The sequence below is a fragment of the Streptomyces sp. NPDC032822 genome (assembly GCF_055578825.1).
This window is the reverse complement of sequence record NZ_JBVIOL010000002.1, coordinates 635,805-658,711: the sequence shown is the minus strand read 5'-3', so window position 1 is coordinate 658,711 and position 22,907 is coordinate 635,805. Positions and strand designations below refer to the sequence as shown.

General features: G+C 71.8%; 18 protein-coding genes. 6 read left to right on the top strand and 12 right to left on the bottom strand.

Annotated elements, in window-relative coordinates:
* Positions 1 to 2: 2 nt before the first annotated feature.
* Genes ACZ5VD_RS08580 through ACZ5VD_RS08570 form a run of 3 tightly spaced genes read left to right on the top strand, consistent with a single transcriptional unit; the run spans position 3 to position 3,377 of the window.
* The gene (locus ACZ5VD_RS08580; protein ID WP_468551393.1) at positions 3 to 1,142 is read left to right on the top strand and encodes an NAD(P)/FAD-dependent oxidoreductase; all 1,140 of its coding nucleotides are present in this window, start codon (positions 3 to 5) and stop codon (positions 1,140 to 1,142) included.
* Entirely contained in the window at positions 1,139 to 2,230 is a 1,092-nt protein-coding gene (locus ACZ5VD_RS08575; RefSeq protein WP_468681550.1) for a saccharopine dehydrogenase, read from the top strand. The genes ACZ5VD_RS08580 and ACZ5VD_RS08575 overlap by 4 nt, the downstream gene beginning before the upstream one ends.
* A complete protein-coding gene (locus ACZ5VD_RS08570) occupies positions 2,217 to 3,377 on the top strand; it encodes a saccharopine dehydrogenase family protein (RefSeq protein WP_468681548.1) in 1,161 nt (386 codons plus the stop codon). The genes ACZ5VD_RS08575 and ACZ5VD_RS08570 overlap by 14 nt, the downstream gene beginning before the upstream one ends.
* On the opposite strand, the gene ACZ5VD_RS08565 is transcribed toward ACZ5VD_RS08570, so the two are convergent.
* Positions 3,371 to 4,459, bottom strand: coding sequence for a hypothetical protein (locus ACZ5VD_RS08565; protein ID WP_468681547.1), 1,089 nt, complete (start codon positions 4,457 to 4,459; stop codon positions 3,371 to 3,373). The two genes, ACZ5VD_RS08570 and ACZ5VD_RS08565, sit on opposite strands and share 7 nt — an antisense overlap.
* Before the next feature lie 166 nt (positions 4,460 to 4,625).
* Positions 4,626 to 5,855 (bottom strand): serine hydrolase domain-containing protein, encoded by a 1,230-nt coding sequence (locus ACZ5VD_RS08560; RefSeq protein WP_468551257.1) that lies wholly within the window; start codon positions 5,853 to 5,855, stop codon positions 4,626 to 4,628.
* Positions 5,856 to 6,051: 196 nt separating this feature from the next.
* On the opposite strand from ACZ5VD_RS08560, the gene ACZ5VD_RS08555 reads away from it, so the two are divergent.
* The gene (locus ACZ5VD_RS08555) at positions 6,052 to 6,489 is read left to right on the top strand and encodes a TIGR03618 family F420-dependent PPOX class oxidoreductase (protein ID WP_468681545.1); all 438 of its coding nucleotides are present in this window, start codon (positions 6,052 to 6,054) and stop codon (positions 6,487 to 6,489) included.
* A 418-nt stretch (positions 6,490 to 6,907) separates the two neighbouring features.
* On the opposite strand, the gene ACZ5VD_RS08550 is transcribed toward ACZ5VD_RS08555, so the two are convergent.
* On the bottom strand, positions 6,908 to 8,251 hold the full coding sequence (locus ACZ5VD_RS08550; RefSeq protein ID WP_468551259.1) for an MFS transporter: 1,344 nt from the start codon (positions 8,249 to 8,251) through the stop codon (positions 6,908 to 6,910).
* A gap of 191 nt (positions 8,252 to 8,442) precedes the next feature.
* Positions 8,443 to 9,117, bottom strand: a complete 675-nt coding sequence (locus ACZ5VD_RS08545) for a TetR family transcriptional regulator (protein ID WP_468551260.1) — start codon at positions 9,115 to 9,117, stop codon at positions 8,443 to 8,445.
* 217 nt (positions 9,118 to 9,334) lie between these two features.
* Between ACZ5VD_RS08545 and ACZ5VD_RS08540 the strand changes: the two genes are divergently transcribed.
* Positions 9,335 to 10,213 (top strand): shikimate dehydrogenase, encoded by an 879-nt coding sequence (locus ACZ5VD_RS08540; RefSeq protein ID WP_468551394.1) that lies wholly within the window; start codon positions 9,335 to 9,337, stop codon positions 10,211 to 10,213.
* Positions 10,214 to 10,527: 314 nt separating this feature from the next.
* Positions 10,528 to 12,330 carry a bifunctional sugar phosphate isomerase/epimerase/4-hydroxyphenylpyruvate dioxygenase family protein gene (locus ACZ5VD_RS08535; RefSeq protein WP_468681543.1) on the top strand — a complete coding sequence of 601 codons (1,803 nt, stop codon included), beginning with the start codon at positions 10,528 to 10,530 and terminating at the stop codon, positions 12,328 to 12,330.
* On the opposite strand, the gene ACZ5VD_RS08530 is transcribed toward ACZ5VD_RS08535, so the two are convergent.
* From ACZ5VD_RS08530 to tkt, 8 genes are all read right to left on the bottom strand, one after another.
* Positions 12,317 to 13,780: a membrane-associated oxidoreductase gene (locus tag ACZ5VD_RS08530; protein ID WP_468681541.1), complete on the bottom strand. Its 1,464-nt coding sequence runs from the start codon at positions 13,778 to 13,780 to the stop codon at positions 12,317 to 12,319. The genes ACZ5VD_RS08535 and ACZ5VD_RS08530 overlap by 14 nt on opposite strands.
* A 91-nt stretch (positions 13,781 to 13,871) precedes the next feature.
* Positions 13,872 to 14,459 (bottom strand): histidine phosphatase family protein, encoded by a 588-nt coding sequence (locus ACZ5VD_RS08525; RefSeq protein WP_468681540.1) that lies wholly within the window; start codon positions 14,457 to 14,459, stop codon positions 13,872 to 13,874.
* Between the two features lie 6 nt (positions 14,460 to 14,465).
* Positions 14,466 to 15,347: a phosphogluconate dehydrogenase (NAD(+)-dependent, decarboxylating) gene (gnd, locus tag ACZ5VD_RS08520; protein ID WP_468551395.1), complete on the bottom strand. Its 882-nt coding sequence runs from the start codon at positions 15,345 to 15,347 to the stop codon at positions 14,466 to 14,468.
* A 10-nt stretch (positions 15,348 to 15,357) separates the two neighbouring features.
* On the bottom strand, positions 15,358 to 17,022 hold the full coding sequence (gene pgi / locus ACZ5VD_RS08515) for a glucose-6-phosphate isomerase (RefSeq protein ID WP_468681538.1): 1,665 nt from the start codon (positions 17,020 to 17,022) through the stop codon (positions 15,358 to 15,360).
* Positions 17,015 to 17,950, bottom strand: a complete 936-nt coding sequence (opcA, locus tag ACZ5VD_RS08510) for a glucose-6-phosphate dehydrogenase assembly protein OpcA (RefSeq protein WP_468551265.1) — start codon at positions 17,948 to 17,950, stop codon at positions 17,015 to 17,017. The genes pgi and opcA overlap by 8 nt, the downstream gene beginning before the upstream one ends.
* Positions 17,947 to 19,479: a glucose-6-phosphate dehydrogenase gene (zwf, locus tag ACZ5VD_RS08505; protein WP_468681688.1), complete on the bottom strand. Its 1,533-nt coding sequence runs from the start codon at positions 19,477 to 19,479 to the stop codon at positions 17,947 to 17,949. Before zwf ends, opcA begins: the two co-directional genes overlap by 4 nt.
* 74 nt (positions 19,480 to 19,553) lie before the next feature.
* A complete protein-coding gene (tal, locus tag ACZ5VD_RS08500; RefSeq protein WP_468551266.1) occupies positions 19,554 to 20,699 on the bottom strand; it encodes a transaldolase in 1,146 nt (381 codons plus the stop codon).
* 19 nt (positions 20,700 to 20,718) lie between these two features.
* Positions 20,719 to 22,812 carry a transketolase gene (gene tkt, locus ACZ5VD_RS08495; RefSeq protein ID WP_468681536.1) on the bottom strand — a complete coding sequence of 698 codons (2,094 nt, stop codon included), beginning with the start codon at positions 22,810 to 22,812 and terminating at the stop codon, positions 20,719 to 20,721.
* Between the last annotated feature and the right edge of the window lie 95 nt (positions 22,813 to 22,907).

The window sequence follows — 22,907 nt, the reverse complement described above, 5'->3', positions numbered from 1 at the left end:
GCATGCGGGCCGGTGTCGTAGTGATCGGCGGCGGGGTGATGGGCACGAGCATCGCCTGCCATCTGGCCCGGGCGGGCGTACGGGACGTCGTGCTGGTGGAGCGGGACGAGCTGGCCTCCGGATCCACCTCCAAGGCGGCGGGCGGGGTGCGGGCACAGTTCTCCGACGAGCTCAACATCCGGCTGGGCGCACGCAGTCTGGAGGCGTTCGCCCACTTCGAGGAGGACACCGGGTACGACATCGGGCTGCACCGGGTCGGCTATCTGTTCTTACTGTCGACGCCCGAGGACGTCGCCTCCTTCGAGGCGGGCGTACGACGGCAGAACGCCCTCGGCGTGCCCAGCCGCATGATCGACCCGGCCGAGGCCCGCCGGCTCTCCCCACTGATCGACACCGACGGACTGCTCGCCGCCGCCTACTCGCCCGACGACGGCCACTGCACGCCCGAGGCGGTCGTGCACGGCTACGCGGCGAGCGCCCGTCTGCACGGAGCGAAGATCCTGCGGCACACCGAGGTCTCCGGCATCGAACGCCACGGCGACGCCATCACCGCCGTGCTGACGACGATCGGCCGGATCGACACCGACACGGTGATCTGCGCGGCCGGCCCCTGGTCGCGCGCGGTCGCCGCGATGGTCGGCGTGGACCTGCCCGTCGAGCCGCTGCGCCGGCAGATCGCGGTCACGGAACCGGTCCCCGGACTGCCGCCGCGCCTCCCCATGACCATCGACTTCACCACCAGCCTCTACTTCCACACCGAGGGCCCCGGCCTCCTCGTCGGCATGTCCGACCCCGACGAGCGGCCCGGCTTCGCCACCGACACCCACGACCGCTGGATCCCCCGCCTCGGCGCGGCCATGGCACAGCGTGCCCCCGCCCTGCTCGACCTGCGCCGCACCGGCGGCTGGGCGGGACTGTACGAACTCACCCCGGACCACAACGCCCTGATCGGCGAGGCGACTTCGGTGTCCCGTTTTCTGTATGCGACCGGCTTCTCCGGCCACGGTTTCCTCCAGGGACCGGCCGTCGGCGAGGTCGTCCGCGACCTGTACCTGGGCCGCGTACCCTTCGTGGACGTCAGCCCGTTGAGCGTCGACCGGTTCGCGGCCGACGCCCTGCGCCCGGAGGCCAACCGCGTATGACCGAGCTCCACCTGTGGCTGCGCCACGAGGCCCGCACCACCGAGCGCCGCACGCCGATCGTGCCGTCCGACGCACGACGGCTCGTCGACGGCGGAGTGAGGCTCACCGTCGAGGAGTCCCCCCAGCGGATCTTCCCCGTCGAGGAGTACGAGGCGGCCGGCTGCCGGATCGCACCCACCGGCTCGTGGGTGTCGGCACCCGCCGGCGCCGTGATCCTCGGCCTCAAGGAACTCCCCGACGAACCCGCCGAACTGACCCACCGTCACATCTTCTTCGGCCACGCCTACAAGCGACAGCCGGGAGCCGCCGATCTGCTGCGACGGTTCGCGCGCGGGGGAGGGGCGCTGCTCGACCTGGAGTACCTCGTCGACGACGCCGGACGCCGCCTCGCCGCGTTCGGGTTCTGGGCCGGCTACCTCGGCGCGGCCCTGGCCGTCCTCCGGCACCGGGGCAGGCTCGCCGCGCCCCTGACGCCCACCGACAAGGACGCGCTGGACGAGACGCTGCGCCCGCGGGCCGGGGACGAGGAGTTCACCGCGCTGGTGATCGGCGCGCTCGGCCGCAGCGGACGGGGCGCACGCGCCGCCTTCCACACGGCGGGGATCGAACCCACCTGCTGGGACGTCGAGGAGACCCGCGACCTGGACCGGGCGGCCCTGCTCCGCCACGACGTCATGGTCAACGCCGTCCTCGCCACCACGCCCGTCCCGCCCTTCCTGCGCGAGGACGACCTCGACGCCCCCGCCCGCCGCCTGCGCACCCTGTGCGACGTCACCTGCGACGTGGGCTCGCCCCTCAACGTCCTGCCGGTCTACGACCGCACCACCGACTGGACGCAACCGGCGCGCCCGCTGCGCGAGAAGCCGCCGCTCGACCTGATCGCCATCGACAACCTGCCGTCCCTGCTGCCGCGGGAGTCCAGCACCGACTTCTCGGCGGCCCTGCTGCTCCAGCTGTCCGAGTTCGGTACGGGTGCTCCCTGGGGACGCTGTCTGGACCGGTTCCATCAGGCCTGCCGTGAACTCGGCATCACGGGGATCGCGAACACCGCGAACACCGAGGAGGGGGAGTCGCGTGACGTCGTCTGAGGTGGTTCCCGCGAGTGGCACGGTCCACTGGATCGGTGCCGGACTCTCCACCGGCAGCGGTCTGGCCGTGCTGTGCGAGACGGCCGGGCGGGTGCGGCTGTGGCACCGCACCGAGGAGCGCGCCGCCGAGACCCTCGACCGGCTCGGTCTCGCCTCGCGCGCCGAGCCCCGGGCGTTCACCCCGGACGCCCTCGCGGCGGCCCTCGCGCCCGGCGACGTGGTGGTGTCGATGCTGCCCGCCCCCGAGCACCCCGCCCTCCTGGCCCTGTGCGTGCGCGAGCGGGCGCACTTCGCCTGCTCCAGCTATGTCTCCGACGCGATCCTGGAACAGGCGCCCGCGGCGGCGCGGGCCGGGGTCGCCGTCCTGACCGAGGCCGGCCTCGACCCCGGCATCGACCATCTCTTCGCGCACGGCCTCGTCGCCCGCGCCCGGGAGACGATCGGCGACGACACCCCCGCCTCCTACCACTTCACCTCCTACTGCGGTGGCGTCCCCGCCGTACCGAACGACTTCAAGTACCGCTTCAGCTGGGCCCCCGCCGGTGTGCTGAACGCCCTCCGCTCACCCGCCCGCTACCTGGAGGACGGCGCCGAGACCATCGCCGGCCGGCCGTGGGAGGCGACCCGCCGGCAGGTCGTCGACGGCGAGACCTTCGAGGTCTACCCCAACCGCGACAGCGTGCCCTTCGTCGAGCAGTACGGTCTGCCGTCGGCCTGGGAGCCGCGCACCTTTGTCCGCGGCACCCTCCGCCTGGACGGCTGGCTGCGCGCCTGGGACGGAGTCCTCGCGGAGCTGCGGAGCGGCGACGACACCCGGATCGCCGCCCTGGCCCGGGAGCTGGCAGCGACCTACCCGACCACGGCCGCCGACCGCGACCGGGTGGTCCTCGCGGTGTCGCTGGACGTGCGGGGCGGAGCCGGGCAGGAGTGGTCGGGCGGCTACCTCCTCGACCTGGTCGGTGACGAGGAGGAGAGCGCGATGGCCCGCTGCGTCTCGCGCCCCCTCGCCCTCGGCGTCCGGCACATCCTGGACGGCTCCCTGCCGCCGGGCCTGAGCCGCGCCGCCGAGACGGCGGCCCGCTCCCAGGAGTGGCTCGGCGAACTCGCCCGGGAGGGCGTGCACTTCACCCTCCGGGTCGATCAGTAGGCCGGCGCGGCTGCCCGCGGGTCGCGTCGGCGCAGCTCCGCCGAGACCACCCATAGCAGGCCCAGGTCGAAGAGCAGCTCGGTGACCGACGCGAACTGGTTGACCGTGAACTTGAATATCTGGCCGAGCAGGATGTCCATGAGCAGCGCGGCCCGGAACAGCCGGAACGCCGCCGCCGGGTCGGCCCGCAGGCGCACCAGCCCGGTGATGCCCAGCCCGGCCGCGGCGACCGCGCTCACCATGATCCCGACCAGGGCGCCCCGCTGCGGCTCGCGCGCCAGTTCGCCGTCGAACACGCCCATCGTCAGCCAGACGGAGAACAGCACCGCCTCGGTCAGGACGCACAGCACGGTGAGGACGAGCACCAGCCGGTGCCCCGCCGCCCGGCGCAGCACCTCGCGCACCCGGGCCGCTCCGGAACGCCATCGTTCCGAGGGGCCCGGCCCGCGCTCGGGCAGCACCTGGAGCAGCCGGACGAGCGTCACGTCGACCGCGTGCGGTGAGTCCTCGACCAGCCGGGTCGCCGCCCGGCGCCGACCGGCGGTCAGGCCCGAGGCGACCGAGGTGAGGGCGAGGTCGGCGGCCTGAACGGTGCGCTGCTCCGCGGTGTGCGCGGCGGGGCGGCGCGGCGACCCGGTCAGGAGGATGAGCAGGGCGAACGCCAGATAGATGATGCCCGCGGCCGGTCGGTAGAAGTACCCCGGCTCGTCCGTGACCTGCTTGCCCACCTCGTCGATGAAGAGCCCGAAGCCGACGCCGCCCACGACCGCGCAGGCCAGGCGCGCCGGACGGCCCACACAGCCGAGCGCGAGGAGGTTCGCGGCCATCATCAGCAGGCCGCCCCACAGCATGTGGGCGATGTGCAGACGCCCGCCGTCGCCGCCGAGCCTCGGATACCCCGCCAGCGCGAGAAAGGCCCGGGTGAGGAGGACCGTGGCGATTCCGGACAGGACGAACAGTCTCAGGTACGAGTGCGCGCCCGAGGCCCTGACGAGCCGTGCCCCGCCCGGCCTCCCTCCGCCCGGCCTTCCCCTGCCCGGTCGTCCCTCGTCCGACTCTCTCTCGTCCGGCCTGCCCCACATGGCGCTTCCCCCGTCCGCCCGTTCGCCTCGCGGACTTCAGAGTGGCAGGTGCGGGTGCCGTGGCCGATCCGGGATCACCCTGAGAAGTCCCGGACCCGGACCCGGACCCGGACCCGGACCCGGACCCGGGCTTCGATCCCGATCACGGCCCCGATGGTGTCGGCGCCTACTCGTCGACCGCCTCGTGCACCAGCCGCTTCAGATCCGGGAAGATCGTGTGCGAGTTCTTCGGCCGCAGCTGCGTCATGAACTGCACGGACAGATCCCGGCTCGGGTCGACCCAGAACGTCGTGGTCGCGGCGCCGGTCCAGCCGTACTGGCCGAGACCCGAGGGTGCCAGGGTGCGGTCCGGGTCGATCACCACGGAGAGGCCGAAGCCGAAACCGACGCCTTCGTTGCCGGGTTCGTCGTGCGCGGGGCGACTGCCGGCGGTGCGCAGGTCGGCGCCGCCCGGGAGGTGGTTGGACGTCATCAGGTCCACCGTCTCGGGGGCGAGCAGGCGGACACCGTCGAGTTCGCCGCGGCGGCGCAGGAGTTCGGAGAAGCGGTGCACGTCGTGGGCGGAGGCCACCATGCCGCCGCTCCCGGACAGCAGCCTCGGACGCCCGCGCAGGGGGAGGCCGGGGATCGGCTCGATGCCGCCGCCGTCCGCGTCGCCGTACAACTCGGAGAGCCTGCCCGCCTGTTCCTCGGTGACGCAGAAACCGGCGTCGGTCATCCCGAGCGGGCCGAAGATCCGCTCGGCGCAGAACGTGTCCAGGGCCTGCCCGGACGCCACCTCGACGACCCTGCCCAGCACGTTGGAGGCGACCGAGTAGTTCCACTGGGTGCCCGGTTCGAACTGGAGCGGCAGGCTCGCGTACCTGTCGGTCGTCTGGGCCAGGTCCGTGCCCGGCAGCACCGACGACTCCAGACCGGCCTCGCGGTAGAGGGCGTCGACGGGATGCGAGTGGTAGAACGCGAAGGTCAGGCCCGCGGTGTGGGTCATCAGATGCCGGACCAGAAGGGGACCCTCGGCCGGACGGGTCACGGTGTCGGCGCCGGACCCGCTCACGTACACCCGCGGTTCGGCGAAGGCCGGGACGTGGCGGCCGACCGGGTCGTCCAGCGACAGCCGCCCCTCCTCCACCAGGATCAGCGCGGCGACCGCCGTCACCGGCTTGGTCATGGAGTAGATCCGCCACAGGGTGTCGGGCTCGACGGGCAGGTCGGCCGCGATGTCGCGGCGGCCGTGCGTCGTGAGGTGGGCGACGCGTCCGCCGCGGGACACGGCCACGAGGTAACCGGCCAGCCGGCCCTCGTCCACGTAGTGGGCGAAGTGCTGGTCGAGGCGGTCCAACGCCTTCGCGTCCAGGCCGACCTCGCCCGGGTCCACCTCTTGTCGCAGCAGTGCCATCGTTCTCCTCCGTCGCGTTCGTCGAGGTGCGGTCCGGCATACCCCGCCGGGACGACCTCAGACATCATCGTCGCGCAGGAAGGGGCCCTCGGTCCCCGCATCGGCATGATCGTCGGTCGTCGGGAGGAAACGTTCCGGCAACATCGCGGTCGCAGCACGCGGAATAGGGCGCCCGGCCGGGCGAGTTGGTTCAGGCATGACTCAGGACGCGCTGCTCCAACTGCTCTCCGAAGGCCACGGCGGGGTCCTGGTGACCCTCAAGCGCGACGGCCGGCCCCAGTTGTCGAACGTCAGTCACGCCTACTACCCGGAGGAGCGGATCATCCGGGTCTCGATCACCGACGACCGCGCCAAGACCCGCAACCTACGCCGTGATCCGCGTGCCTCCTACCACGTCACCGGCGCCGACCGCCGGGCGTACACGGTCGCCGAGGGCACGGCCGATCTCACCCCGGTGGCGGAGGATCCGTACGACGAGACGGTGGAGGAACTCATCCGCCTCTACCGGGACGTGCTGGGCGAGCACCCCGACTGGGAGGACTACCGCGCCGCGATGGTCCGCGACCGCCGACTGGTGCTGCGGCTGAGGGTGGAGCGGGCGTACGGGATTCCCGTACGGGGCGAGGACCGGTAGGCCGGAGGGAGGGGCCGGGGGCGAGGCGGGGGAGCGGTCGCCCCGGCGGCGACGGCCCGACGTGACTTCCGCCCGCCGTGCGGAGGCGTCGGGTGAGGGCCGGCCGGAGTGTCATGCACCGCCCCCCCATGACGCCGAGGCCGAGGACACCGGCGTACCCGGCGTGCCGAAGGTTTCCGCACCGGCGACGCGCCCCGGCTCCGCGCGCGCCGGCCGCCCCTGAAACCGGCCGGTGCGCGCGGAGAGCCTTCCCCCTCGGGACCACGGATGTCGCAGGAGGCGCGGGGCTGTTCTTTTCTGCTCGTTTCGGCCGATGTTCTTGCAGGGGACGTCAACTGTCAACGGGGCGACGGCGGGAACACGCCGTGTCCCCGGCGCCGAACCGACCGGCGCCGGGGACACGGGGGAAGCGACGGGGTCAGGCGGTCACGCGCTGCGGTTCCGGCGCCTCGCGGGCGGGTCGTTCGCCGAGCAGTTCCGTCGGGACCTTGTGGGTCTCGCGGGCGGTGACGGCGGCGATGACCGGCGGGACGCACAGGGCGGCGGTGAACAGGGCGACCGCCAGCCAGTCGTCGCCGTCCGGGCCGGCGATCTGCGCGGCGAAGGTCACCGCGAACCCGGCCACGGCGAAGCCGATCTGGGTGCCGATGGCCATGCCGGACAGCCGGACGCGGGTGGAGAACATCTCGCCGTAGAAGGAGGGCCAGACGCCGTTCGCGGCGCTGTAGACCACACCGAAGGTGATGATGCCGAGGACCAGGACCAGCGGGTAGGAGCCCGTCGAGATGGCCCACAGGTAGAGGAACATCATCACCGCGCTGCCGACGGCGCCGACGAGGAACACCGGGCGGCGGCCGATGCGGTCGGACAGGGTGGCCCACGCCGGGATCGCGGCGAGGGCGACGAGGTTGGCGAGCGCGCCCACCCACAGCATCGACGAGCGGCTCATGCCGACCGAGTCGCTGGTCGCGTACGACAGTGCCCACACGGTGAAGATGGTGCTGACCGAGGCGATGAGGGCACCGCCGACGACCCGCAGGACGTCCGCCCAGTGCTCGCGCATCAGGATGGCGAGGGGCATCTTGGCGACGCCCTGCTCGGCGGCCTGCTGGGCGAATGCCGGGGTCTCGTCCAGCTTGCGGCGGATGACGAAGCCGACGACGGCGACCGCGACGCTCATCCAGAACGGCACCCGCCAGCCCCAGGACAGCAGTTGGTCCTCGGGCAGCGCGGCGACGGGGATGAAGACCAGGGTGGCGAGCAGCTGGCCGCCCTGGGTACCGCTGAGGGTGAAGCTGGTGAAGAAGCCGCGCCGCTCGGGCGGTGCGTGTTCCAGCGTCATGGAGTTGGCGCTGGCCTGCTCGCCGGCCGCCGAGATGCCCTGGAGGACACGGCACAGCACGAGGAGGACGGGGGCGAGGGTGCCGACCTGGTCGCGGGTGGGCAGGCAGCCGATGAGGAACGTCGACAGGCCCATCAGGATCAGCGTGAAGACCATGATCTTCTTGCGGCCGACCCGGTCGCCGAAGTGTCCGAGGAAGAGCGCGCCGACCGGGCGGGCCGCGTAGGCGACCCCGAAGGTGCCCAGCGACAACAGGGTCGCGGTGGCCGGGTCGGACTCGTCGAAGAAGACCTCGGGAAAGATCAGCGCTGCCGCGCTGCCGTAGATGAAGAAGTCGTAGTACTCCAGGGCGCTGCCGATCCAGGCCGCAGTGGCGGCTTTTTTCGGCTGGCCGGGCGGTGCGGCGGCGGGGACGGACACGGCGGTGCTCCTTCGGGGAAACTCCGACTTAGAGGGAGTGAGCGGCGGGGAGAGGGCCGGATCTTCGGCTAATTAACCCACTGGGTAGTTAGTGGCGGTGGGTGGGATGTTGCGCCGACGTTTCCCGCGTGTCAAGAGGTGGTGCCGAAGGATCTTTCCGCTCCGGGTGCCCCGGTCCGCCCGCGGCGGCCTCAGTCCGTCGCGCGCTCCGCCGTGAGGTAGGCGATGACCATGTCGCCGAGCATCGCGCGGTAGTGCTCGCGCTGGGCGGGGTCGATCAGGTCGCGGCCGAAGAGGGCGCCGAAGGTGTGCCGGTTGGCGACCCGGAAGAAGCAGAACGAGCTGATCATCGCGTGCAGGTCGACGGCGTCCACGTCGGCCGTGAACAGCCCGGACTTGTGGCCCTGCTCCAGGATCCGGCGGATCACGTCGAGGGCCGGAGAGCCGATCTTGCCGAGTTTCTCGGAGGCGGCGATGTGCACGGCCTCGTGGATGTTCTCGATGCTCACCAGGCGGATGAAGTCGGGGTGGCGCTCATGGTGGTCGAAGGTGAGCTCCGCCAGCCGCCGGATGGCCGCGACCGGGTCCAGGTGGTCCACGTCGAGCCCCTGCTCGGCCTCGCGGATGACGGCGTACGCCCGCTCCAGCACGGCCGTGAACAGTTGCTCCTTGCCGCCGAAGTAGTAGTAGATCATCCGCTTCGTGGTGCGGGTGCGGGCCGCGATCTCGTCGACACGGGCCCCGGCGAAGCCGGCCCGCGCGAACTCCTGGGTGGCCACGTCGAGAATCTCGGCCTGGGTGCGGACGGCGTCGCGGATGCGCCCGCCCGGTCGGCCGGCTCGTGCCGGTTCTTCGACGCTGGTCATCGGATTCCTTCGGGCGACAGGGCGGGCGGCGGGGTGGGAGGCGGCACGGACGGCGGGGCGAGAGGTGTGGCGGGCGACGGCAGTGCGGCAGATTCTAGGAGCAGGCCGCCGTGCGGGGCTCCTGATCATCGCACCGGGGCTTCCCGTGGGCCGGTGATACTGGTATAGCTAACGTACTAGTTCGTACATTAGTGAGCCGCTCAGGAGGTCCCGCGTGGTGCCCAAGGACTCGTATCTCGTCGGCCTGATCGGTTCCGGAATCGGCCCGTCGCTCAGTCCCGCACTCCACGAGCGGGAGGCCGACCGGCAGGGCCTGCGCTATGTCTACCGGCTCATCGACATCGACACCCTCGGTGTCCCGGCCGAGGCCGTGGGCGATCTCGTACGCACGGCCCGCGATCTGGGCTTCGACGGACTGAACATCACGCACCCGTGCAAGCAGGAGGTCATCCCCCACCTGGACGCCCTCTCCGCACAGGCCGAGGCGCTCGGCGCGGTCAACACCGTCGTCTTCGAGGAGGACGGCCGGGCGGTCGGCCACAACACCGACGTGACCGGCTTCGCCGCCTCCTTCGCGCGCGGTCTGCCCGACGCCCCGCTGGAGCGGGTCGTGCAGCTGGGCGCGGGCGGCGCGGGCGCGGCCGTCGCGCACGCCACGCTCACGCTCGGCGCCGGACAGGTCACCGTCGTGGACGCGATGCCCGCGCGGGCCGCCGCCCTCGCCGACTCCCTGAACCGCCACTTCGGCGACGGCCGCGCCCTGGCCGCCGCCCCCGACCGGCTGGCGGAGCTGCTCGCCCGGGCCGACGGCCTCGTCCACGCCACCCCCACCGGCATGGCCGCCCACCCGGGCCTGCCCTTCCCCGCCACCCTCCTCCACCCCGGCCTGTGGGTCGCCGAAGTGGTCTACCGCCCGCTGGAGACCGAACTGCTGCGCACTGCCCGCGCGCTCGGCTGCGCCACCCTCGACGGCGGCGGCATGGCCGTCTTCCAGGCCGTCGACGCGTTCCGGCTGTTCACCGGCCGGGAACCCGACAGCGCGCGGATGCTCACCGACATCGCCGAGCTGGCCGGCGCCGTGACGGCCCCCAAGTAAGCAGGGCGGGGCGCCCGGGGGCGGGCCCGGACCGGATCGGACCCGGATCGGCCCTGGACCGGTTCGGACACGGAGTGGAAGGGGACGGACCGGCCCGGCGCCAGGAATCCGGATCGGATCGGCTCGGCTCGGCTCGGCTCGGCGCCAGGAAACCGGAACGGATCGGAACCACGAACGGTCCGGACTCCGGAACCAGTAACGGCCCGGAACTCGGGACGGCCCGGAACCAGGCACCGGTAACGGCCCGGCACCCGGCACCCGGCACCCGGCACCCGGCACCCGGCACCCGGCACCCGGAACAGAGAGGTACCGACATGCGTACGTCCATCGCCACCGTCTCCCTGAGCGGATCCCTCACCGAGAAGCTCACGGCCGCCTCGCGGGCCGGCTTCGACGGCGTCGAGATCTTCGAGAACGACCTGCTCGCGAGTCCCCTCACCCCCGAGGAGATCCGCGCCCGCTGCACCGACCTCGGTCTCACCATCGACCTCTACCAGCCGATGCGGGACATCGAGGCGGTACCGGAGGGCGAGTTCGCCCGCAATCTGTGCCGGGCCCGGCACAAGTTCGAGCTGATGCGCCGGCTCGGCGCCGACACCGTCCTCGTCTGCTCCAGCGTCTCCCCCCTCGCGGTGGACGACGACGCCCTCGCCGCCGCACAGCTGGCCCGACTGGCCGACCTGGCGCAGGAGTTCGGTATCCGGGTCGCCTACGAGGCACTCGCCTGGGGGCGGCACGTCAGCACGTACGACCACGCCTGGCACGTCGTCGAGGCGGCCGGCCACCCCGCGCTCGGCACCTGCCTCGACAGCTTCCACATCCTGTCCCGGGGCTCGGACCCCAAGGGCATCGAGGACATCCCCGGCGAGAAGATCTTCTTCCTCCAACTGGCCGACGCCCCGCTGCTCGCCATGGACGTCCTGCAGTGGAGCCGCCACTACCGCTGCTTCCCGGGCCAGGGCGGCTTCGACATCGCCGGGCTGGTCCGCAGTGTGCTGCACACGGGATACGACGGTCCGCTCTCCCTGGAGGTCTTCAACGACGTCTTCCGTCAGGCCGAGGCCGGCCCCACGGCCGTCGACGCCCGGCGCTCCCTCCTCGTCCTCCAGGAGACGCTGGGCATCGCCGCCCCGCCCGCCTCGGTCGCCCCGACGGGCATCGCCTTCGCCGAACTCGTGACGTCCGACGCCGAGCCGCTCACCACGGTGCTCGGCGCGCTGGGCTTCACCCGCGCCGCACGGCACCGCAGCAAGCCGGTCGACCTGTGGCAGCAGGGCGCGGCCCGGCTCCTGGTCAACACGGGCACGGCCGCACGCCGGGACGGCACCCGGCTGGCCGCGATCGGCCTGGAGTCACCCGATCCGACGGCCGCCGCCCGGCGCGCCGAGGCGCTGCTGGCCCCCGTCCTGCCCCGCCGCCGCGCTCCGGAGGACGCCCCGCTCGACGCGGTGGCGGCCCCGGACGGCACCGAGGTGTTCTTCTGCGCCCCCACGGACCGCCCCGAACAGCCCGGCTGGCGGGCGGACTTCGAGGACACGGCAGCCCCCGAGCCCCCGCCCGGGCCCGCCGCCCGCATCGACCACCTCGCCCTCACCCAGCCCTGGCACCACTTCGACGAGGCGGCCCTCTTCCACCAGAGCGTGCTCGGCCTGCACGCGCAGGAGAGCGTCGACGTCGCCGACCCCTACGGGCTGCTGCGCAGCCGTGCCGTCACCAACGCCGACGGCACCGTCCGCATCCCCCTGTCCGTCGGCGCGGCACCCACCGACGACACGGTCCACGCCCAGCACATCGCGCTGGCCACCGACGACGTGGTCGCCGCGGCCCGCCGGTTCGTCGCGGCGGGCGGGCGGCTGCTGCCGATCCCCGCCAACTACCACGACGACCTGGCGGCCCGTTTCGAGTTCGCCGACGGGGAGCTGGACACGTACCGCGAACTCGGCATCCTCTACGACCGTGACGCCCACGGCGAGTTCCGGCACTGCTACACCTCCACCATCGGCCGTGTCTTCTTCGAGCTGGTCCAGCGCGACGGTGGCTATCGGGGCTACGGCGCCCAGAACGCCCCCGTCCGCCTCGCCGCCCAGCACGCGGTGCGTCGGCTCACTGGCGGCTGACGGTCCGGGTCACACCGGCGAAGACCGTCGTGGCCAGGATCCAGCCGGCGATGACCAGCGCGTACGACAGGATCTGGTACCCGCTCCCCGGGGCGAACGCGCCCTCCTGCCCGAACGAGATCACCGGCAGCAGCAGGTCGAGGGTGTAGAACAGCGGGTTGAACTCCGGGGCCTCGGACGGCTTGAGCGGGCGCGGATGGTGCAGCGCGTACGCGACCGAGCCGATCGCGAGCAGCGACAGCAGCCAGCCGCAGGCGCGCAGCGGGCGGAAGCCGTAGCCGACGGTGGCGTCCTGGACGTGGCCCCACAGCCGGCCGTACCAGGGCAGGGTGCGGCGGTGGCGGCGCTGCTTGGCGAGCTGGACGAGCCGGGCGGCGCGGTCGTCGCCGATGCGCAGATAGGCGGCGGTCAACTGCTCGTAGCCGTGCGGGACATAGCCGTCGCTGTCCCGCTCCAGCATCGGCAGCCGGCGCTCGGCGGGCTCGTGCGGGGTGAGCGTGGTGTAGACGAGGTCGCTGAGCAGCACCTCGTCCGGCACGACCGCCGGCTCCAGGAAGAGGACCTCCGTCTGGGTGCGGCGCAGGTTGAGGGTGCCGTCCAGACGGGGGCCCCGGCGCAGCCACAGCTCCCCGATGGTGCAACTGCTCGCCCGCAGCGCCGCGTCGCGCGGGTTCACCAGGCGGGCGTACGACAGGTCGAGGCGGCCCGTGATCCGGGCGCCCCGCAGCCCGATCCAGCCCTCGACGTGGGTGTGCCGCATACGGACGTCGCCCTCCACGGTGAGGGTCTCCGCGTCGAGGACGTGCTCGCCGGGGCGGCTGAGCCGCGCCTCGTCGAGGTTGACCGAACCGGCGATGTGGGCGCCGTTGAGCCGCATCTCGCCGTCGATCCGCAGCCCGGGAGCCCACAGGTCGTCGCCGGTGGTCACCTGGTTCAGCTGGAGCACGGGCTCCGACGCGTCCCCGGCGGTGAGGTGCGCGCGTTCCATGAACAGGGCGTTGGCGATCTGGGCGCCGCCGAGCCGCACCGGCCCGTGGACCCGGCAGTCCGACAGCCGCAGGACGCCCTCCACCCGCAGCACACCGGCGGTCAGCCCGGGCAGGACGGAGCCGCTCAGGTTCAACTGGCGGAGCCGGGAGCCGTACAGCTGGGGCACGCCCGCGAAGTGGCAGTGGCTCAGCCGTACGGCGTGCTCGCAGGTCCCGTACCGCAGGTCCAGGGTGCCGGTGATCCGTGCGCCCGCCAGTTTCAGGGCGGGTATCTCCCCGTCCTCCTGCGGGCCGTTGAGCAGCAGCGCCCGCAAGACGGCGGCCCGTACGGTCCGTTCGGGACCCCACGTGCCGCCGTCCGCCACATCCTCGTCGTCCGCGCCCCCGAAGGTCACGGACTCGCCGCGGGGGAAGGCGCGCCAGACCCGCAGCTCGGCCGGGGTCAGATCGTCGATCTCCATCAGCCGCGACTCTGACGCGGTCCCTCCGGCATGTCAACCGGCCCCGACGCGCCGACGGTTGCCGCTCGACGGAGCGGGTTCCGGCCCGCCACTACGGCCGGGTGTTCCACTCCGCGACGACCGGACGACCGTGTTCCGTGGACAGTCGGCTGACGGTCGCCGTCGCCAGTTGGAACAGCCGACCGTCCGCGGCGTCCAGTCCCAGCCGGCGGGCCGTCAGCACGCGCAGGAAATGGGCGTGCGCCACGACGATCACGTCTCCGTCGGGGAGAGCGGTCTCCACCCGGGCGAGCACCCGGTCGGCGCGTCGGCCCACCTCGGCGGGCGACTCGCCCGGATGCCCGTCGGGGCCGGGCGGCACCCCGTCGGTCCACAGGTACCAGTCCGGCACGGTGCGGTGGATGTCGACGGTGGTGACGCCCTCGTAGCCGCCGTAGTCCCACTCGCGCAGGTCGGGCTCGGGTACGGCCCCGGCGACACCGGCCAGTTCGGCGGTGCGTATCGCGCGGTCCAGCGGGCTGGTCAGCGCGAGGGCGAAGGTCCGCGACGAGAGGAGCGGAGCGAGGGACTTGGCCTGTTCCTCACCGTGCCGGGTGAGGGGCAGGTCGGTCCAGCTGGTGTGCTGTCCCGACACGCTCCACCCCGTCTCGCCGTGGCGGACCAGCAGTAGGTCCCCCACGACGCGTTACTCCTTCGCCGACTCGACGGCGTGGCCGCCGAACTGGTTGCGCAGCGCCGCGATCATCTTCATCTGCGGCGAGTCGTCCTGACGGGACGCGAACCGGGCGAACAGCGAGGCCGTGATCGCGGGCAGCGGCACCGCGTTGTCGATCGCGGCCTCGACGGTCCAGCGGCCCTCGCCGGAGTCCTCCGCGTAGCCGCGCAGCGCGCCCAGGTGCTCGTCCTCGTCGAGGGCGTTGACCGCCAGGTCCAGGAGCCAGGAGCGGATGACGGTGCCCTCCTGCCAGGAGCGGAACACCTCACGCACGTCGGTGACCGAGTCGACCGCCTCCAGCAGCTCCCAGCCCTCGGCGTAGGCCTGCATCATGGCGTACTCGATGCCGTTGTGGACCATCTTGGAGAAGTGCCCGGCGCCCACCTTGCCCGCGTGGACGAAGCCGGAGGGCCCTTCCGGCTTGAGCGCGTCGAAGATCGGCCGGAGCCGGTCGACGTGCTCCTTGTCGCCGCCGACCATCAGGGCGTAGCCGTTCTTCAGGCCCCACACCCCGCCGGAGACGCCCGCGTCGACGAAGCCGATGCCCTTGGCGCCCAGCTCCTCGGCGTGCTTCTCGTCGTCGGTCCAGCGGGAGTTGCCGCCGTCCACGACGACGTCGCCGGGCTCCAGCAGCTCCGCGAGCTCGTCGACCGTCGACTGGGTGGCGGCGCCGGCCGGCACCATCACCCAGACGGTGCGCGGGGCTTCGAGCTTGTCGACCAGTTCGGCCAGGCCGCTCACGTCGGAGACGTCGGGGTTGCGGTCGTAGCCGATGACGGTGTGGCCGGCGCGGCGGATCCGCTCGCGCATGTTGCCGCCCATCTTGCCGAGGCCGATGAGACCGATTTGCATCGCTATCATGTCAGAGCACTTCCTTCAGCTCACGGTAGGCGGCCACGAGGGCGCTGGTGGAGGAGTCGAGGCCGGGCACCTCGGCCCCTTCGGTGAGGGCGGGCTCCACGCGCTTGGCGAGGACCTTGCCGAGTTCGACGCCCCACTGGTCGAAGGAGTCGATGTTCCAGACGGCGCCCTGGACGAACACCTTGTGTTCGTAGAGGGCGATGAGCTGGCCGAGGACCGAGGGGGTGAGTTCCCTGGCCAGGATCGTCGTCGTGGGGTGGTTGCCCTGGAAGGTGCGGTGCGGCACCTGCTCCTCGGCGACACCCTCCGCACGGACCTCCTCGGCGGTCTTCCCGAAGGCGAGCGCCTGGCCCTGCGCGAACAGGTTGGCCATCAACAGGTCGTGCTGGGCCGCTAGTTCGTCGCTCAGTTCGTCGACCGGACGGGCGAAGCCGATCAGGTCGGCCGGGATGAGCTTGGTGCCCTGGTGAATCAACTGGTAGTAGGCGTGCTGCCCGTTGGTGCCGGGCGTGCCCCACACCACCGGACCGGTCTGCCAGTCCACAGGGTTGCCGTCGCGGTCCACGGACTTGCCGTTGGACTCCATGTCCAGCTGCTGGAGATAGGCGGTGAACTTGGACAGGTAGTGGCTGTAGGGCAGTACCGCGTGCGACTGGGCGCCGAAGAAGTTGCCGTACCAGATGCCCAACAGGCCCAGCAGCAGAGGGGCGTTGTCCTCGGGGGCCGCGTTGCGGAAGTGCTCGTCGACGATTCGGAAACCGTCCAGCATCTCCCGGAAGCGGTCCGGCCCGACGGCGATCATCAGGGAGAGGCCGATCGCCGAGTCGAAGGAGTACCGGCCGCCGACCCAGTCCCAGAACCCGAACATGTTGTCCGGGTCGATGCCGAACCCGGTGACCTTCTCCGCGTTCGTCGACAGGGTGACGAAGTGCCGGGCGACGGCCTTGTCCTCACCCAGGCCGCCTGGACCGTTCAGCAGCCAGGAGCGGGCCGAGGTGGCGTTGGTGATGGTCTCGATGGTGGTGAACGTCTTGGACGCGACGATGAACAGGGTCTCCGCCGGGTCCAGGTCACGGACCGCCTCGTGCAGGTCGGCGCCGTCCACGTTCGACACGAAGCGGAACGTCAACTCCCGTGCGGTGAAGGCCCGCAGGGCCTCGTACGCCATCGCCGGGCCCAGGTCGGAGCCGCCGATGCCGATGTTGACGACATTGCGGATCCGCTTGCCGGTGTGGCCGGTCCACTCGCCGGAGCGGACCCGGTCGGCGAACGCGGTCATGCGGTCGAGGACGGCGTGCACCTCGGGGACGACGTTCTCGCCGTCGACCTCGATCACCGCGTTCGCGGGAGCGCGCAGCGCGGTGTGCAGGACGGCGCGGTCCTCGGTGATGTTGATGCGCTCGCCGCGGAACATGGCGTCACGCAGCCCGAACACGTCGGTGGCGGTGGCGAGTTCCTGGAGCAGGGCGAGCGTCTCGTCGGTGACGAGGTGCTTGGAGTAGTCGATGCGCAGGTCGCCGACGCGTACGACGTACCGTTCCGCGCGCCCGGGGTCCGTCGCGAACAGGTCCCGCAGGTGCGGGCGCCACTGGGCGCGATGGTCCTCCAGGGCCGTCCACTCCGGTCGCCGGGTGGGCCGCGGGGAGTCGGAAGGGGAGTCAGACATGGGCGGGGGTCTCCTTGGTGCCGTTGCCGCGCAGGGCGATGGCGTACATCTCGTCCGCGTCGAGGCGCCTGAGCTCCTCGGCGATCAGTTCGGAGGTGGTGCGGACCTTCAGCGCGAGGGTGCGCGAGGGCTGGCCCGGCAGGGACAGCGTGGCCAGCGGGCCCTCGGGGCGGTCGATGACGATCTCGCCGTTCGCGGTGCCCAGCCGTACGGCCGTGACCACCGGCCCGGCGGTGACGACCCGGTCGACCTTGACCCCGAGGCGGGCCTCCAGCCAGCGGGCCAGCAGCTCGGCGGCCGGGTTCTCCTCCTCGGCCTCCACCGCCGCCGCGGTCACCTTCACCCGGGCCTGGTCCAGGGCCGCCGCCAGCATCGAGCGCCACGGCGTCAGACGGGTCCAGGCGAGGTCGGTGTCGCCGGGCGCGTACGAGCGGGCCCGCAGGTCCAGGGCGCGCAGCGGCTGCTCGACGGCGTACAGGTCGGTGATCCGGCGCTGGGCGAGCGCGCCCAGCGGGTCCTTCGCCGGGTTCTCCGGCGCGTCCACCGGCCACCACACGACGACCGGGGCGTCCGGCAGCAGCAGCGGCAGGACGACCGAGTCGGCGTGGTCGGACACCTCGCCGTACGTCCGCAGGATCACCGTCTCGCCGGTGCCCGCGTCCGCGCCGACGCGTACCTCGGCGTCCAGGTGGGAGTTGGTGCGGTCGCGCGGGGTGCGGGCGTGCCGCTTGATGACGACCAGGGTGCGCGAGGGGTGCTCGTGCGAGGCCTCCTCGGCCGCCTTGATCGCGTCGTAGGCGTTCTCCTCGTCCGTGACGATCACCATCGTCAGGACCATGCCCACCGCGGGCGTACCGATGGCGCGGCGGCCCTTCACCAACGCCTTGTTGATCTTGCTTGCCGTGGTGTCGGTCAGATCGATCTTCATGGCCTGCGCCAGCTCCGTCCGTCTCGTGCGAGCATCTCGTCGGCTTCCTCGGGTCCCCAGCTGCCCGCCGTGTACTGCGCCGGCCTGCCGTGGTTCGCCCAGGTCTCCTCGATCGGGTCGAGGATCTTCCAGGACTCTTCCACTTCCTGGTGACGGGGGAACAGGTTGGCGTCCCCGAGGAGGACGTCCAGGATGAGCCGCTCGTACGCCTCGGGGCTGGACTCCGTGAACGACTCGCCGTAGGCGAAGTCCATCGTCACGTCCCGGATCTCCATCGAGGTGCCCGGCACCTTCGACCCGAAGCGGACCGTCATGCCCTCGTCGGGCTGGACGCGGATGACGATCGCGTTCTTGCCCAGCTCCTCGGTGGCCGTCGAGTCGAAGGGGGAGTGCGGGGCCGACTGGAAGACCACCGCGATCTCGGTGACCCGGCGGCCCAGCCGCTTGCCGGTGCGCAGGTAGAAGGGGACGCCCGCCCAGCGCCGGTTGTCGACGTTCACCTTGATGGCCGCGTACGTGTCGGTGGTGGAGGCCGGGTCGGTGCCGTCCTCCTCCAGGTAGCCGCGCACCTTCTCGCCGCCCTGCCAGGCCGCCGCGTACTGCCCGCGCACGGTGTGGGCGCCGATGTCCTCCGGCAGCTTGACGGCCTTGAGGACCTTCAGCTTCTCCATGAGCAGCGACTCGGCGTCGAAGGCGGCGGGCTCCTCCATCGCGGTGAGGGCCATCAGCTGGAGGAGGTGGTTCTGGATGACGTCACGGGCGGCGCCGATACCGTCGTAGTAGCCGGCCCGGCCGCCGATGCCGATGTCCTCGGCCATCGTGATCTGTACGTGGTCGACGTACGACCGGTTCCAGATGGGCTCGTACATCTGGTTGGCGAAGCGGAGCGCCAGGATGTTCTGGACGGTCTCCTTGCCGAGGTAGTGGTCGATACGGAAGACCTGGTCCGGCTCGAACACGTCGTGCACGAGGGCGTTCAGCTCCCGCGCGCTCTTCAGGTCGCGGCCGAACGGCTTCTCGATCACCGCGCGCCGCCAGGAGCCCTCCGGGGCGTCCGCCAGGCCGTGCTTCTTCAGCTGCCGGACGACCTTCGGGAAGAACTTCGGCGGTACGGAGAGGTAGAACGCGTAGTTCCCGCTGGTCCCGCGGGAAGCGTCCAACTCGTCCACGGCGGACCGCAGTTGCTTGAACGCGGTGTCGTCGTCGAAGTCACCGGGGATGAACCGCATGCCCTCGGCGAGCTGCTGCCAGACCTCCTCGCGGAACGGGGTGCGCGCGTGCTCGCGGACGGAGTCGTGCACGACCTGCGCGAAGTCCTGGTCCTCCCAGTCCCGCCGGGCGAAGCCGACGAGGGAGAAACCCGGCGGCAGCATGCCGCGGTTGGCGAGGTCGTAGACCGCCGGCATCAGCTTCTTGCGGGACAGGTCACCGGTGACCCCGAAGATCACCAGACCCGAGGGGCCCGCGATGCGGGGGAGCCGGCGGTCGCGCGGGTCGAGCAGGGGGTTGGCCCAGTCGTCCGGTTCCATGCCCAGGTCTCCCCTCTCCTCGGGCGTGTCGGTCTCCGGCGCTGCCGGAGCGGTCTTTTCGGGAAGCTTCTTGCTCATTCCCCGTCAACTCCCTTCCCGTTCAGGGACTTCGTCACGGCGTCGAGCAGCTCCTGCCAGGCCGCCTCGAACTTGGCGACGCCCTCGTCCTCCAGCTGCCCCACGACCTCGTCGTAGGAGATGCCGAGCCGCTCCACGGCCGCGAGGTCGGCGCGGGCCTGCGGGTAGCCGCCGGAGACGGTGTCGCCGGTGATGACGCCGTGGTCGGCGGTGGCGTTCAGGGTGCCCTCCGGCATCGTGTTGACCGTGCCGGGCGCGACCAGCTCGTCGACGTACAGGGTGTCCTTGTACGCCGGGTCCTTCACACCGGTCGACGCCCACAGCGGACGCTGCTTGTTGGCGCGGGCGCCGCCGAGGGCGGTCCAGCGCTCACCGTCGAAGACGGCCTCGTACGCCTCGTAGGCGAGCCGCGCGTTGGCGAGGGCGGCGCGCCCCTTGAGGGCCAGGGCCTCCTCGGTGCCGAGCACCGTCAGCCGCTTGTCGATCTCGGCGTCCACGCGGGAGACGAAGAAGGAGGCGACGGAGTGGACGGTGGCGAGGTCGAGCCCGGCCGCCTGCGCCTTCTCCAGGCCGGCGAGGTAGGCGTCCATGACCTCGCGGTAGCGCTCCAGCGAGAAGATGAGCGTGACGTTGACGCTGATGCCGAGGCCGACGACCTCGGTGATCGCCGGGAGACCGGCCTTCGTCGCCGGGATCTTGATCATCACGTTGGGCCGGTCGACCAGCCAGGCGAGCTGCCTGGCCTCGGCGATCGTGGCCCGCGTCTCGTGGGCGAGGCGGGGGTCGACCTCGATGGAGACCCGGCCGTCGCGGCCGTCCGTGGCGTCGTACACCGGACGCAGGACGTCGGCGGCGGCCCGCACGTCGGCGGTCGTCATCATGCGGACGGCCTCGTCGACGGTGACGCCCCGCAGGGCGAGGTCGCCGAGCTGCTCCTCGTAGCCCGCGCCGGAGCCGATGGCGGCCTGGAAGATGGACGGGTTGGTGGTGACTCCCACCACGTGCTTCGTCTCGACGAGCTCGGCGAGGTTCCCGGACTCGATCCGGGTGCGCGACAGGTCGTCCAGCCAGATGGAGACGCCCTCGTCGGAGAGGCGCTTGAGTGCTCCCGCGGGCGCGGTTGCTTCGGTCACGGTGATCATCTTCTTTCTGGCGGTCGGATCAGCCACGCGCGGCGGACGGGCCCGTGGTCGAACTGAGCACGGCCCGCGCCGTGGCGGCGACGTTCTCGGCGGTGAAGCCGAACTCGGCGAACAGGGTCTTCGCGTCGGCGGAGGCGCCGAAGTGTTCGAGGGAGACGATGCGTCCTGCGTCACCTACGAACCGGTACCACGTCAGACCGATCCCGGCCTCGACCGCAACGCGCGCCTTCACGGACGGCGGAAGGACGCTCTCGCGGTACTCCCGCGACTGCTCCTCGAACCACTCCACGGACGGCATCGACACCACCCGCGTACCCACACCCTCGGCCTCCAGCGTCTCGCGCGCGGCGACGGCGAGCTGGACCTCGGAGCCGGTGGCGATCAGGACGACGTCGGGGGTCCCGGTGGACGCCTCACGAAGGACGTAGCCGCCCTTCGTCGTGTCCGGGTTCGGCGCGTACGTCGGCACGCCCTGACGGGTGAGCGCCAGACCGTGCGGGGCCGGGTCGGTGGCATGCCGCTTGAGGATCTCGGCCCAGGCGAGCGCGGTCTCGTTGGCGTCGGCGGGCCGGACGATGTTCAGGCCCGGGATGGCCCGCAGGGACGCGAGGTGCTCGACCGGCTGATGGGTGGGACCGTCCTCGCCGAGGCCGATGGAGTCGTGCGTCCACACGTAGGTCACCGGCAGGTGCATCAGTGCGGAGAGCCGTACGGCGTTGCGCATGTAGTCGGAGAAGACGAGGAAGGTGCCGCCGTAGATGCGGGTGTTGCCGTGCAGCGCGATGCCGTTCATCTCCGCGGCCATGGAGTGCTCGCGGATACCGAAGTGGATCGTGCGGCCGTACGGGTCGGCCTCGGACAGGGGGTTGTCCGCCGGGAGGAACGAGGACGTCTTGTCGATCGTCGTGTTGTTGGAGCCGGCCAGGTCGGCCGAGCCGCCCCACAGCTCCGGGATGACCGCGCCGAGCGCCTGGAGCACCTTGCCGGACGCGGCGCGGGTGGCGACGGAGGTCCCCTCCTCGAAGACGGGGAGGGCGTCCTCCCAGCCCTCGGGCAGCTGACCGGCGACGACCCGGTCGAAGAGCCGGGCGCGCTCCGGCTGGGCGCCGCGCCACTCGTCGAGCCGCTTGTCCCAGGAGGCGTGCGCCTGCGCGCCCCGGTCCAGGGCGCGGCGGGCGTGGGCGAGGACGTCGTCGTCGACCTGGAAGCTCCGCTCGGGGTCGAAGCCCAGCAGCCGCTTGGTGGCGGCGACCTCGTCCGCGCCGAGCGCGGAACCGTGCGAGGCCTCGGTGTTCCGGGCGTTCGGCGCGGGCCAGGCGATGATCGTGCGCATGGCGACGATCGAGGGGCGGCCGGTCTCCGCCCGCGCGGCGGTGAGGGCCGCGTACAGGGCGTCGACGTCGACGTCGCCGTCCTCGCCGGGCTCGATCCGCTGCACGTGCCAGCCGTACGCCTCGTACCGCTTCAGCACGTCCTCGGAGAAGGCGGTCGCGGTGTCGCCCTCGATGGAGATGTGGTTGTCGTCGTAGAGGAAGACGAGGTTGCCGAGCTTCTGGTGACCGGCCAGCGAGGAGGCCTCGGCGGAGATGCCCTCCTCCAGGTCGCCGTCGGAGACGATCGCCCAGACGGTGTGGTCGAACGGCGAGGTGCCCTCGGCGGCCTCGGGGTCGAACAGACCGCGCTCGTAGCGGGCGGCCATCGCCATGCCCACCGCGTTGGCGACACCCTGCCCGAGCGGGCCGGTGGTGGTCTCGACGCCGGCGGTGTGGCCGTACTCGGGGTGACCGGGCGTCTTCGAACCGTGGGTCCGGAACGCCTTCAGGTCGTCGAGCTCCAGCTCGTACCCGGCGAGGTAGAGCTGCGTGTAGAGGGTGAGCGAGGTGTGCCCGGGGGACAGGACGAAGCGGTCACGGCCCGTCCACTCGGGATCCGCCGGGTCGTGACGCATCACCTTCTGAAAGATCGTGTACGCCGCCGGGGCCAGGCTCATGGCCGTTCCCGGGTGTCCGTTCCCGACCCGCTGCACGGCATCGGCCGCCAGCAGGCGGGCGGTGTCGACGGCACGCCGGTCGAGTTCGGTCCATTCGAAGCGGTCCGGTGTCTGCGTGCTCATCTTCAAGAAGTCCTCGATCGGAGCGGGGTAACTGGTCTGATGCCTTCAAATCTAAAAGTCGGACTTTTATGGGGGAAGGTGCTCGTGTGTCAGCC